Annotated in this window: 15 protein-coding genes; 11 read left to right on the forward strand and 4 right to left on the reverse strand. The window is 42.5% G+C overall.

Annotated elements, in window-relative coordinates; genetic code table 11:
- Positions 1-98: 98 nt before the first annotated feature.
- Positions 99-1,640: an Rne/Rng family ribonuclease gene (locus BLS64_RS03565; RefSeq protein WP_093111768.1), complete on the reverse strand. Its 1,542-nt coding sequence runs from the start codon at positions 1,638-1,640 to the stop codon at positions 99-101.
- A 311-nt stretch (positions 1,641-1,951) separates the two neighbouring features.
- Positions 1,952-2,257, reverse strand: a complete 306-nt coding sequence (locus tag BLS64_RS03570) for an HU family DNA-binding protein (RefSeq protein WP_256325185.1) — start codon at positions 2,255-2,257, stop codon at positions 1,952-1,954.
- 122 nt (positions 2,258-2,379) lie between these two features.
- Between BLS64_RS03570 and mutY the strand changes: the two genes are divergently transcribed.
- The 6 genes from mutY to BLS64_RS15140 all read left to right on the forward strand — a co-directional run bounded on the left by mutY (position 2,380) and on the right by BLS64_RS15140 (position 7,094).
- Positions 2,380-3,420, forward strand: a complete 1,041-nt coding sequence (gene mutY / locus BLS64_RS03575) for an A/G-specific adenine glycosylase (protein WP_093111772.1) — start codon at positions 2,380-2,382, stop codon at positions 3,418-3,420.
- Positions 3,421-3,548: 128 nt separating this feature from the next.
- Positions 3,549-4,025 (forward strand): single-stranded DNA-binding protein, encoded by a 477-nt coding sequence (locus tag BLS64_RS03580; RefSeq protein ID WP_093111774.1) that lies wholly within the window; start codon positions 3,549-3,551, stop codon positions 4,023-4,025.
- A 21-nt stretch (positions 4,026-4,046) separates the two neighbouring features.
- Positions 4,047-5,369: a gliding motility-associated protein GldE gene (locus tag BLS64_RS03585; protein ID WP_093111776.1), complete on the forward strand. Its 1,323-nt coding sequence runs from the start codon at positions 4,047-4,049 to the stop codon at positions 5,367-5,369.
- A complete protein-coding gene (gene gldD / locus BLS64_RS03590) occupies positions 5,366-5,935 on the forward strand; it encodes a gliding motility lipoprotein GldD (RefSeq protein ID WP_093111778.1) in 570 nt (189 codons plus the stop codon). Before BLS64_RS03585 ends, gldD begins: the two co-directional genes overlap by 4 nt.
- A 62-nt stretch (positions 5,936-5,997) precedes the next feature.
- Complete coding sequence (locus BLS64_RS03595; RefSeq protein WP_093111780.1) at positions 5,998-6,882, forward strand: DMT family transporter; 885 nt, start codon at positions 5,998-6,000, stop codon at positions 6,880-6,882.
- 68 nt (positions 6,883-6,950) lie between these two features.
- On the forward strand, positions 6,951-7,094 hold the full coding sequence (locus BLS64_RS15140; RefSeq protein WP_176763414.1) for a hypothetical protein: 144 nt from the start codon (positions 6,951-6,953) through the stop codon (positions 7,092-7,094).
- Between the two features lie 195 nt (positions 7,095-7,289).
- Here BLS64_RS15140 and BLS64_RS03600 read toward each other — a convergent pair whose 3' ends face one another.
- Entirely contained in the window at positions 7,290-9,356 is a 2,067-nt protein-coding gene (locus BLS64_RS03600; protein ID WP_317039626.1) for a M16 family metallopeptidase, read from the reverse strand.
- Between the two features lie 8 nt (positions 9,357-9,364).
- Entirely contained in the window at positions 9,365-10,693 is a 1,329-nt protein-coding gene (locus BLS64_RS03605) for a M16 family metallopeptidase (RefSeq protein WP_093111783.1), read from the reverse strand.
- Positions 10,694-10,866: 173 nt separating this feature from the next.
- Here BLS64_RS03605 and BLS64_RS03610 point away from each other — a divergent pair, with 173 nt between their 5' ends.
- The 5 genes from BLS64_RS03610 (at position 10,867) to BLS64_RS03630 (ending at position 12,924) form a co-directional block, all read left to right on the forward strand.
- Positions 10,867-11,331, forward strand: a complete 465-nt coding sequence (locus BLS64_RS03610) for a DUF4199 domain-containing protein (RefSeq protein ID WP_093111785.1) — start codon at positions 10,867-10,869, stop codon at positions 11,329-11,331.
- A gap of 93 nt (positions 11,332-11,424) precedes the next feature.
- The gene (gene rplU, locus BLS64_RS03615; protein WP_093111787.1) at positions 11,425-11,907 is read left to right on the forward strand and encodes a 50S ribosomal protein L21; all 483 of its coding nucleotides are present in this window, start codon (positions 11,425-11,427) and stop codon (positions 11,905-11,907) included.
- 28 nt (positions 11,908-11,935) lie between these two features.
- Complete coding sequence (gene rpmA / locus BLS64_RS03620) at positions 11,936-12,196, forward strand: 50S ribosomal protein L27 (RefSeq protein ID WP_007646798.1); 261 nt, start codon at positions 11,936-11,938, stop codon at positions 12,194-12,196.
- A gap of 85 nt (positions 12,197-12,281) precedes the next feature.
- Positions 12,282-12,605: a hypothetical protein gene (locus BLS64_RS03625; RefSeq protein WP_093111789.1), complete on the forward strand. Its 324-nt coding sequence runs from the start codon at positions 12,282-12,284 to the stop codon at positions 12,603-12,605.
- 10 nt (positions 12,606-12,615) lie between these two features.
- Positions 12,616-12,924 (forward strand): hypothetical protein, encoded by a 309-nt coding sequence (locus tag BLS64_RS03630; protein WP_143019267.1) that lies wholly within the window; start codon positions 12,616-12,618, stop codon positions 12,922-12,924.
- The last annotated feature ends 23 nt before the right edge of the window (positions 12,925-12,947 follow it).

The following is a 12,947-nucleotide window of genomic DNA, read 5'->3' on the forward strand; positions in this document are numbered from 1 at the left end:
ATAAGATTTTTGGTAGTGAGATCTCAATACTCAATTCTCATATCTCACTACTAGAAATAAAAAAACGCCTCCCAAATTAATGAAAGGCGTTTCTAATGTTATTGAATCACTTCCCCGTCTTTGTCGTGAAAATGATATTCAAGATACGTGTAAGCATCTCTTGGTACAATTTTTACCCAGCGTTTGTGGTCGAAGAACCATTTGGCGCGTGGTGATGGAAAACCATTTGTTAAAAAGGCTGCTATAAAAGGATGTGCACTTAAAGTGATCTTTTTATAGTCTTTTTTGATCAGTTTTTCGAGGTCGGTTGTGATCTTGTTTACCAAAACAATTGGAGCTTCTATTTCATCTCCCTGTTTGTTAGGGTTTTCTTCCCTTGTTTTGATATTCATTTCGGGCCGAACCCTTTGTCGTGTGATCTGTACTAGTCCAAATTTACTTGGAGGCAGTATCTTGTGTTTGGCGCGGTCATCACTCATTTCTTTTCTGAGGTGATCATACAAAGCCTTTCTGTTCTCGGCTTTGTTCATGTCAATGAAATCAACTACGATGATACCTCCCATGTCGCGAAGGCGCAGTTGACGGGCAATTTCTGTAGCACTGATGAGGTTTACCTCGAGTGCGGTGTCTTCCTGGTTCTTGGATTTGTTAGAGCGGTTTCCGCTGTTCACGTCAATGACGTGCATGGCTTCTGTGTGCTCTATTACCAGGTATGCCCCTTTGTTCATGGACACTGTGCGGCCAAAAGTAGTTTTGATCTGTCTCTCTATCCCGAACTTCTCAAAGATCGGTACGTTGGAGTCATACAGCTTCACAATCGATTCTTTTTTTGGAGCGATCTCGCTCACATAATCTTTGATTTGTGTGTACAAAGTCTCATCGTCAACACATATGGAAGTAAAAGTGTCGTTAAACACATCTCTAAGAATAGAAGATGCTCTGTTTAGTTCTCCAAGTACTTTGGATGGATGAGGAGCTTTGTGCAGCTTTTTACACATTCCTGTCCAACGATTCATCAAATTTTGTAGGTCGTTGTCCAGTTCTGCTACTTTTCTGCCTTCTGCTACGGTACGTACAATAATGCCAAAACCTTTGGGTTTTATACTTTTCACCAGTCTTTTGAGCCGGTCTTTTTCTTCCTTGCTCTCTATTTTTTGAGAAACAGAGATGCGGTTTGAAAATGGGACCAGCACGATGTAACGGCCGGGAAGGGAAAGTTCTGAACTTATCCTTGGGCCTTTGGTGGAAATCGGCTCTTTTACTACCTGTACCAGTAGCGATTGATTTGATTTTAAGACATCAGTGATACTTCCGTCTTTATCAATATCTTTTTCAAAAGGAAAATCCTTGAGGGAGTAATCCTTTAATTTACCTGTGCTTACACGTTTTACGAACTTCAGCAAAGAAAGTACCTGTGGGCCAAGGTCATGATAGTGCAAAAATGCATCTTTCGTATAGCCTACATTTACAAAGCCGGCATTTAATCCGGGGACAGCTTTTCTTACTTTGGCGATAAAAATATCGCCTACAGAGAAATTACTGTCGTCTTCTTCCTTGTTGAGTTCTATTAGTTTTCCATCTTTTAATAAGGCAAAATCTACAGCAGAGGAACCGGTTCTAATAATTAACTCTTTGTTCACTCTTAATGATTTTTATCTACACTCACCGGGGCAAGTACAGATGGATTAAACAATAAAATTCACAGGGTTTTTAAATCCTGAAGAAATTTAAACTCCGGTTTAGGTAAAACTGAAGTTTAAATTTCGATTTCAAAGAACGTTTTAAACAAAAAAAGTAGTGTGAAAACTACTTTTTCTTGTGGCGGTTAGCTCTTCTTCTTTTCTTACGCTTGTGCGTCGCTACCTTATGTCTTTTTCTTTTTTTACCACTTGGCATAGTGTGACTTTTAGATTAATAAATTATTTTTTGCCTGCCCTCGGGCAGTAAGGTCTTACTTTACTTCTACGTTGGTCTTTACACCTTCAACAAATACTTTGGCAGGTTTGAATGCCGGAATGTTGTGAGCTGGGATCTTGATAGTAGTGTTCTTGGAAATGTTTCTTCCTGTCTTTTCTGCTCTTGTCTTAATGATAAAGCTTCCAAAACCTCTTAGGTAAACATTATCTCCGGCTTCCAGTGAAGTTTTCACCTCTTCCATGAAGGTTTCAACGGTCGCCTGTACGTCTCCTTTTTCCATTCCTAATTTTTCGGAGATCTTTGCCACAATATCTGCTTTCGTCATTGTCGTATGATTTATTAAATTGGGGTTTGTAAATTTTCGAGGTGCAAATATAGGAATTAAATCTGCAACTTTTCAATCCTAAACCATTAAATAGTAAGAGAATAAAGAATTATTATTGCAGCTAAGAATTTTATTTGATGCCTTTTGCTAAAAAACTGACTTCTTGGTACTTGGAAAATAAAAGGGATCTCCCCTGGCGTAAAACATCTGATCCTTACCGGGTTTGGTTGAGCGAAATTATACTTCAGCAAACGCGTGTCGCCCAGGGAATGCCTTACTATTTTCGCTTTATAAATGTATTTCCTACTGTTTTTGATCTCGCTAATGCTTCGGAAGAAGAAGTGCTCAAACAATGGCAGGGTCTCGGCTACTATTCCCGCGCCCGAAACCTGCAGGCAGCTGCTAAATTCGTGGCTGAAGAGCTCGGCGGAAAATTTCCCGATAATTATCGTGATCTCTTAAAGCTTAAGGGAGTGGGTGACTACACCGCCAGCGCGGTAGCCTCTATATGTTTTAATGAACCGGTGGCGGTGGTAGATGGCAATGTCTTCAGGGTGCTTTCCAGGGTCTTCGGAATAGATACTCCTATTAATACCACTCAGGGTAAAAAGAAATTCGGGGAAAAGGCACAAACGCTCCTCGATAAAAAGGATCCTGCGGAATTCAATCAGGCTATAATGGAATTTGGCGCCCTGCACTGCACTCCGCGGAAACCGCAGTGTGAAATCTGCCCTTTGGCAGCCGAATGTGTTGCCTTTAACCAGAACAGGATCTCCCAGCTCCCGGTAAAGCTGAAGAAGCAAAAGATCAAGACGCGGCATTTCAATTACCTGGTGTTCGTTTCCAAAGAAGAGAAGACAATTCTGCAACAACGCAAAGGCAAAGGTATCTGGAAAGGATTATATGAATTCCCGCTGGTGGAAACCGCTTCCGAAGCTTCATTTTCAAACCTGGTGCAGGAAGACGCCTGCCAGGATTATAACGTAATAAAGGAGGAGAGGGTAGATCTTTTTAATGAAACACCTATAGTTCATAAACTTTCCCACCAGCACATCCACACGAAATTCTGGATCGTGAACTGCGAAGAACTTCCGGAAGAGGGGATAGCCTTTGGTGATGTGGAGAAGCTTCCGGTGCCGGCGCTGATCGAAAAATTTATTGATACCTATGGTTTTTAGACACTCTGCTTTTTTGTACTTTTCCCGAAGTATTTCCGGAAGGAAAGAAAAAGAAAAAGTGCGAATTTTATAACCGAAGCATTTTTTCCTTATTTTAGAATTTAATTCAATTTTTAAACCGAAATAAAATGACCGGAACTTTAAATAAAGTAATGCTTATTGGCCATACTGGTGACGACGTAAAAATGCACTATTTTGAGGGTGGCGGATCTGTAGGTCGTTTTCCATTGGCTACCAATGAGGTCTATACTAATAAAACAACCGGCCAAAGGGTTGAGAATACCGAATGGCACAATATCGTGGTGAGGAACAAGGCGGCCGAGATCTGTGAGAAGTACCTTAAGAAAGGGGACAAAGTTTATATTGAAGGGCGTCTTAAGACCAGGAAATGGCAGGACGATAAAGGAAATGAAAGATATTCTACCGAGATACAGTGTACAGATTTCACATTTTTGACACCTAAAGATCAGAGCTCTGCAGGTCCATCTCAAGGGCAGAACCCATACCAGGCGCAGAGTCAGCAGCCGCAACAATCGCGGCAGAACACGGCACCAAGACAGTCTCCCCAAATTCAGGAGGAGGACGAGGATGATCTGCCGTTCTAAGTTTAATTAAAACCGAAACATTTGGATCCTGATCCTGCCAGTTTAATATCCTCAATTTTAGCAATAGATCTTCCGCAGCTTTTTGGTATAATCGCAGCTGTTTTACTCTTGATCTCTTCCGCCCTCATCTCGGGCGCCGAAGTGGCTTTGTTTTCTCTTACTCCTGCCGATTTTGAAGTGGATGAGGCTAAGAGAACGGTTAAGGAGAATATCGTCATCGCGCTCCTGGATAAGCCCAAGAAATTGCTGGCTACCATTTTGGTTGCCAACAACATGATCAATATTGCCATCATCCTGCTTTTTGACTCCCTTACAGATGCCGCTTTTGAAAATATCAATACGGTTTTCTTTGGCATTAACCTTAAGTTCATTCTTGAGGTAGTGGTGGTGACCTTTTTAATATTACTGTTTGGAGAGATACTTCCAAAGGTGTATGCCAGCCGAAACAAGGTGGTTTTTTCCCATTTTATGGCTTATCCCTTAAATTTCCTCGACAGTTTCTTTTCTCCATTGAGCGTGCCTATGAGGTCGCTTACGGTATTTATTCACGAGAGACTGGGAAATCAGAAAAGCGGGTTGAGTGTTGATCAGCTTTCGCAGGCGCTTGAGCTAACAAGTCAGCACGACACGACCAAAGAGGAACAGAAAATTCTGAAAGGGATCGTTTCCTTCGGAAATACCGATACCAAACAGGTGATGCGTCCAAGAATGGACATTTTCGCCCTTAACGAGACCCAGGCGTACAAAGACATCATTCCGGAGATCATTGAAAATGGTTATTCCAGGATTCCTGTGTACAAAGACAATATTGACTCCGTTCTCGGCATCCTCTATGTTAAAGACCTCCTGCCTTACCTGGAGCTGGAAGAATTTGACTGGATCTCGCTTTTAAGGGAACCTTATTTTGTACCGGAAAACAAGAAACTTGACGATCTTTTGAATGACTTCAAGAATAAGAAAAATCACCTGGCGATTGTGGTGGATGAATACGGCGGTACCAGCGGACTCATCTCTCTTGAAGACATCATTGAGGAGATAGTGGGTGATATAAGTGACGAATTCGATGACGAGGACCTTATCTTCTCTAAACTCGATGACAATAATTATGTTTTTGAAGGGAAGACTCCTTTAAAGGATTTTTACCGGGTGCTGAAACTTGAAGATCCTTCTCTTTTCGAGGAAAATAAAGGGGAGGCCGAAACCCTCGCCGGATTCCTGCTGGAGATCTCGGGAAGCTTTCCGAAAAAGAATGATGTGATATTGTTCGAAAGATACAGTTTCACCATAGAAGTGATAGATCATAAAAGGATCAAACAGATCAAAGTCAGCATTACACAGCTATGAAAAAGTTGATCTTTATAGGAACGTTGATCTTGTTGTTTGCCTCCTGTGGCGATGAGGAGCAGCCTAAGCCCAAGGCCTATCTGGCTCTTGATTATCCTGAGGCCAAGTATAAGCCATTCAATAACGACTGTCCCTATTCTTTTGAGGTAAATGAGCTGGCCGTTGCCAAGAAACCGGCAGGAGCGAAAGATTGCTGGCTAAACCTGAATTACGAGCTTCTGGATGGAACCATTTTTCTAACCTATCAGCCTGTTCGCAATAACCTGGACTCCTTGTTGCGAGATGCGCAAAAATTGCCGCTGCAGCATACCATTAAGGCTGATGCTATAGAGGGTGATGTTTATACAAATCCGTACAACAAGACCTACGGAATGTTCTATGAAGTTTCGGGAAATGCGGCTTCGCAAGCCCAGTTCTACCTGACGGACAGTGTGCGGCATTTTCTCACCGGCTCGGTCTACTTTAATGCCCAACCCAATTTCGACTCAATTATTCCCGCGGCCGCTTATCTTAAAGATGACATTCGGCATTTGATGGAGACCGTGAAGTGGACGGAAAGGGAATAAAAAGTGGTCTTTCGTTTTGCCCTTTTTGATTAATTCCGATTTTTGCCTCCTAATTTTTTAGCATGCCAGATAAAAACCTGAAGTGGGTCTACCTCGGCCTCCTGTCATTGATTTGGGGTAGTTCTTTTATACTCATTAAAAAAGGGCTTGTGGGGCTTACGGCACTGCAGGTGGGTTCTCTCAGAGTGGTCTTTGCTGCCCTTTTCCTCATTTTGGTAGGCCTTAGAAGTTTGAGGCATTTAAAAGGCGGACAATGGAAGTGGATCGCTTTTTCAGGATTCTTCGGAACTTTTTTTCCTGCTTACCTGTTCTCTTATGCCGAGACCCAGATCGACAGTGCTATAGTTTCCATCTTGAACTCCACCACGCCTTTGCTTTCAATGTTGCTGGGCGTTTTCATCTTTGAAGCAGCTTTTGTAAAGCGGAAATTCATAGGTGTGCTTATAGGCCTGGCTGGAACAACGGCACTTATCCTCAGCGGTGCGGCGTTGAATCCGGGGCAGAATTACTGGTATTCATTGCTGGTCATCCTGGCTTCACTTTTTTACGGAATGAACGCGAATGTGATCAAAAGACATTTACAGACCATTCCTGCGCTGGCCATCACTACCGGGAATTTCATGGTTATTCTTATCCCCGCCCTTATTGTGCTGTTTTCTACCGGATTTTTTTCCGCGGAAGTTTTAACGGCACCCGATGTTCCTTTGTCGCTGATGTTCGTGGCGATCCTGGGAATGATAGGTACAGGTGCGGCTCTGATCATGTTCAATAAGCTTATACAGATATCAGATCCTGTTTTCTCTACATCAGTAACTTATCTGGTGCCAATAGTGGCATTGGGATGGGGAATTTTAGACGGGGAGAATTTCTCGTTTTTCCAGTTATTGTCTGGGGTTGTGATACTTGTGGGGGTGTGGGTTGTGAACAGCCGAAAGAAAAATAGCTAAAATTTTTTGGTTTTCTTTAACTAACCCTTAACTTTACACTCACAAGTTCAACCTTAAATCTAAGCGATATGATAAAGAGAATGTTCTTCGGATTGGCCTTATTTGTAGCCCTTTTTACTCTTTTAGCATGGCAATTTGCAGTGGCTGAACTAGCTGAACTTCAGACAGACCCTCAGATCACTGTAGAAGAATCTACTGCTGAAGTAGGGTAAAATCATCTTTTCTTTTTCTTTTTTTACCTAAGTGATTTGGGAAAGCTTTGACAAAAAGTAATCTTAAATGCACTTGAGTTGTCCTGAATGCTCTGGGCGTAACCTTCTGTATTAATTTTTTGCTATATTTTGTTCTTGTTAGAGCAAAAAAAAAGCCGGCTCCAGGGAACCGGCTCTAAAGCTTATCACGATCTTCTACTGAAAATCTGCCTCTGAAACATTGTTGTTGACCTGAATTTCTGATACTTCAAAGTCAATGCTCATTGGCCCCATTTTTTGAGAGATCTCAAAAGGAAATTTAACTCCTTCTACTTCCTGGTAATTGCTGTAAGTGGTCGGCACTGTCATGGTTTGTGGCCCCTGCTTAACAGTTTTAACCGACTGAACCTTTAATCCGGTTTCGGTGTTGTAGTAATTTGTGGTTGCTTCATCCATTTTCACTACGTATGCTTCCTGCTCATTTACCGTTTCAATTCCGTCTAAAGTTGCGTTCTCTGCCTTTAGTTCAGGAAATGGGTGTGAGTCTGCCTTGGCCGCGGCTATCTGCTCTTCAGTGAAAGGTACTTTTTGCCCTCGTGCTACCACGAAACCTTCTGTACCGTTAAAAACCTGCTTCTGGATCACATTCCCGCCCATACCTATTTCGGTAAGGGATTTTCCGGAAGCGGTTACTTTAGAAGAGAGATCAAGTTTCTGTCCCTGCATTTCAGCCTGCGCGGTCATATAAACAGATTCCACATCTTTAACGGCTTCTTCTCCTCCAATGGCTGCAATGTATTTATTAAACACTTTTTCAGCAGTCATATCTGCCGCAACTTTCTTGTTGTAGTTTGGTTTCTCAATAGGATCTGCATTCTTGTCGAAATACTTTACAGGAATTTGCTTTCCGTTGTAGGTAAGGGTTTCAAGTTTTTCGGCTACTTCGCTGCCTTTTCCAACCACTACTATTCGGGCATTGTCTGCCAAATAGTATTTTTTGGCGGCTGCCTGAATTTCTTCCGCAGTCACAGCATTGATCTTTTTAAGATATGTCTGGTAGAAATCTTCCGGCAAATTGTCTGTCTCAATGTTCAAAGCGTACTGAGCAATGGTAGAAGGACGCTCTAAAGCCAGTACAAAGTCTCCGGTATATTTCGCTTTCGCATTAGCCAGCTCTTCGGCAGAAACTTTTTCATTTCTTATTCGGTGCAACTCGTCAAGAAAAGCTACAACAGCCGAATCTGTAACGGCATTACGCACACTGGCGCTGGCCACAAAACGGGCTGCATACTTGTCATCACCTGTGCTTGAGTAAGCCCCGTAGGTATACCCTTTATCCTCGCGAAGATTTAGGAACAATCTGGCCTCACCACCTCCACCAAGGATCTTGTTGGCAAGCAGAACCGCAAAATAGTCAGGATCACTTTTCTTAAGCTGAATGGTATTGGTCACCTGTACCTCGCTTTGTACCGCATTTGGAAAATCCACGAAGTTGACCTGGGTCTGTGCCACATTGTTGACCTTTGGCAGGTTGTTGGCAGGAAGTTGCTTTTGCTTCCAGTCAGAAAAATGCTTTTTTGCGAGTTTCTTTACTTCCTTTGTCTTTACGTCTCCAATTACCACCAGGTAAGCGTTCTGTGGAACGTAGTACGACTGGTAGTAGTTTTTAACATCCTCCAGGGTAAGATTCTCCACGCTTTCTGTGGTCATGAATTCGCCGTAAGGATGATCTTTCCCGTAGCTCAAAGCCTGACTGATACGGCGGGCATTTTGCGCCACGTCTTTTTCTGAAGCTTTTATTCCTTCCAGGATGCGCTCTTTTTTCTTTTGGAATTCTTCTTGCGTAAAATTAGGATTTAAAGCACCCTTTGCCATAAGCTCCATTACACGCGGAAAATATTTTGACAAGGTATTTGCCGTAGCGCCCGAAGCGTGCATATTTACTCTGGCTCCAAGATAATCGATCTCCTCGTTGTACTTGTCTTTTGGAATGTCTTTGGTTCCTTCTCCTAACATTGAACCCATTAGCTGGGCAATACCGGTTTTTTCACCTTCTGCGTGCGGTGGGTTATCCATGGTAAGCACCATAGAAACTCGAGGCAACTTGTGGTTTTCTACCACCATTACCTTAAGGCCGTTCTTTAAAGTAAAAGAATCTGGTTTGTCCAGGTTGATCTCTGGAGCAGGACCTGCTTCTGGTTGGGTGCTGCGGTCTATTTGTGCCTGCATCGCTGTTGCAGTTAGGAACAGGATCGCTATGGCTAAAAATTTATTTTTCATCATTCTCATTTTTAGTTTACTTCTTCAGAATCTTTTTTAGGAAGATACTCCAAAACAAGACGCTGGTTTGGATTGAGGTATTTGTTGGCCACGCGCTTGATATCTTCACGGGTGATTGACCGGTAGATCTCGATCTCCTCATTGATAAGGTCTGTATCTCCATACAGCATTTGGTAGGTTGCCAGGGAACTTGCTATTCCTGCAACGCTGCTGTTAGAGTTCACAAAGCGGTTCTCGAATTGATTCTGAAGTTTATCGTATTCTCTCTGGCTGATAAGTTCGGTTTGCAGTTTTTTGATCTCCTCATCCACTTCAGAAACAAGAGTATCTAAAGAAGTTTCTCCCATTGGAAGTCCGAAAACCACATATTGGCCGTAGTCCTCCTGGGCAATATTGAAGGCGCCTATCTGTAAAGCCTGCTTCTGGTCGTCAACCAGTTTTTTGTACAGCCGGGAAGACTTTCCGTCAGAAAGCACAGCAGAGATCATGTCCAGAACGTAAGCATCCCTTTCTTTCATTGAAGGAGTTCGGTAAGCCATGACAATGGCAGGGATCTGGATGTTTGGGTCGTGGTAAGTTCCCCTTATCTCTTCAGTTATTGGAGCTTCCTGAATGTTGATCTGCTCTACCGGCTCTCCTTTTTCTATAGGGCCAAAGTAATCGCTGATCATTTTCTTGGTTTCCGCAATGTCAATATCTCCGGCAACTACTAAAGTGGCGTTATTCGGCACGTAGTATTTGTCATTGAATGCCCGGAATTCCTCAAGGGTAGCAGCATCGAGGTGCTCCATTGAACCGATGGTAGCCCAACGATAAGGGTGCTTTGTGTAAAGCCTCTTTTTAACTTCGGCCAGGATGTTCCCATAAGGCGCATTATCAACTCGCAGTCTTTTTTCCTCTTTTACCACTTCGTTCTGGGTGTCTACTCCTTTCTGATCAATTATGGGGTGCATCATCCTTTCAGATTCCATCCAGAGCCCGAGTTCCAACTGGTTTGAAGGAAAGATCTCGTAGTAATAGGTGCGGTCATCGGTTGTATTGGCATTGTTGCTTCCGCCATTCGAAGAGACGATCTTGAACCATTCGCCTTTTCCGATATTTTCGGTTCCTTCAAAAAGAAGATGCTCAAAAAAGTGAGCAAATCCGGTTCTTTCAGGGTCTTCATTTTTTGCGCCTACATGGTACATTACAGAAGTTGTTACCACTGGCGCTGAGTTATCCTGGTGCAGGATCACGTCCAGGCCATTATCCAGAGTATACTCTGTAAACTCAACTTCTTGCGCAGTTCCTGCAAAGCACAGGAAAAGAGCAGAGGCTGCAAGTTTGATCTTATTGGTCATGAGATTAAATTTTGATTATAACAATAAATAAGTGTGGGTAAGGAATGATTCGTTACATGAAAAATGATGAAAAATTAGGGAGAAAAATAGCTAGGGTTCTAAATTAACATGGTGTTAAGGGAGATACTGTCTAATTTTTTGGAAATTTATAAAAACATCAAAAAGTTGTGTTCATGAAAAGACATTCTGTTCCAATAATGTATGGTATCTATATAGCAATAGGCCTTATAGCTTATTTCTTGCTGCTCTCCCTGTTCGGTCTGCATAAATATCCAGTGTACAGTGTGTTCAATATTGTGATCACGGGACTGGGAATGTATTGGGCATTGAAAAAATACCGTGCAGAGAAAAAAGCCAAATTTGTTTACCAAAAAGGATTTACCACAATTCTCGGTACCGGTTTTATCGCCACGGTCATTTTCACTGCCTTCTTCGCGATCTATGCCAGCGAACTCAACCCACGATTCTCGAACGAGCTGGTAACCATGTGGGAAACCGATTGGTTTGTGAACATCGGAATGCTGGTTTTTACAGTAGCTCTCATGGGATTCGCTACCAGTTTTGTCATGGCTCTCGCCATTATGCAGCGTTACAAACCAAGCTGGAATACCAAGGAAGGGCAAAAACACACCTATTAAATATTAGCCTTTGCAAATTAATTAATTAGGAGTATATTTGCACCCGCCTGAAAATTATGCAGGCAAGTAAATAAACCCTTAATTAAAGACGCTATGTACGCAATTGTAGAGATAGCAGGGCAGCAATTCAAAGTTGCGAAAGACCAGAAGGTGTTCGTGAACCGTTTGACAGGAGAAGAAGGAGACAGTGTTTCTTTCGATAAAGTTCTTCTGACAGGTGACGGTGACAACATCACTTTAGGCGCCCCAGCTATAGATGGAGCTTTGGTTGAAGCTAAGATCACCAGGCACCTAAAAGGAGACAAAGTTATTGTTTTCAAAAAGAAAAGAAGAAAAGGTTACCGTGTGAAGAATGGTCACCGCCAGTCACTTACCGAGATCTCTATCGAGGGAATCTCTGTGTCAGGTTCTAAAAAATCAACTTCGGCTAAGAAGGAAACTTCAAAGAAAGAGGAAGCTCCAAAGAACGATCTTAGTTCTCACACAGTTGCCGAATTAAGAGAAATGGCTAAGGAAAAAGGAGTTGAAGGATACTCTTCAATGAAAAAAGCCGAATTAGTAGCTGCTTTAAGCTAAAAGTTTAACACTGTAAAAACGAAACAAAATGGCTCACAAAAAAGGAGTTGGTAGTTCTAAGAACGGTAGAGAATCAGAATCGAAACGCTTAGGTGTGAAGATCTTTGGAGGACAAGCTGCCGTAGCCGGAAATATCATCGTTAGACAAAGAGGTACTGCTCACAATCCAGGAGAGAATGTGTACGCAGGAAAAGACCATACTTTACATGCCAAAGTTGACGGTATCGTAAAATTCACTAAAAAGAAAGATAACAAGTCTTACGTTTCTATCGAACCGTTCGAGGCATAGTTGACCTTATCTTTTTAAGATATCAAACCCTTTCCAATTCCGGAAAGGGTTTTTTTGTATCTTTAATAGGCTAACTATTAAGGATATGGACTACATTACCGTTTATGCCACAACCGACGGATCTGAAGTTGCCGTGCTAAAAAGCCTTTTTCAGGGTAAGGGCGTTGATTACAAGATCAATGAAGATCAGGCTTCTGCTGAAGGTAAAAAGGAATTCTACCTGCAGGTTGCCGAGAAGGACCGTGCGCTGGCCCGGGAAATATTGCATGAGAGCGGATATCTCAAGGTGGAGCATCCTCACCGGGAAGCCTCTGCCAGCCGGGGTAAAAAATGGATGTTCATCTTTCTCGCGGCTTTGGTGCTTATCCTGGTGGCCATTCTAATAGGCTGGTTCATGACCGCGCCATAAACAGGATCTAATGGAGTATACTACTATTTGGGAAACGCGAAAACAGAATCAACTTTTCCTGTTGAGGAATATTTTTGAACAGAACAACATTGATTACAGGTTTCTTGATGAAAAAAATACTTCTGGTCTTGTTGTAAGAGTACAGGTGGTAAGAGGGCAGGAGGAAAAGGCAGGTGCTTTGTTGCGTGAGAACGGGCTCCTAAAAGATCCAAGTCCGGGGGCAGAAAGAGTCACCCCGACTAAATTCTGGATCTGGCTGTTTGTAGCGCTTTTTATCATTATAGTTGCCGCCGTCATTATAAACTGGTGGATGCGATAAAAAAATCCCCTTTGGAAGTTCCA

The sequence above is a fragment of the Salinimicrobium catena genome (assembly GCF_900102915.1).
GTDB lineage: Bacteria > Bacteroidota > Bacteroidia > Flavobacteriales > Flavobacteriaceae > Salinimicrobium > Salinimicrobium catena.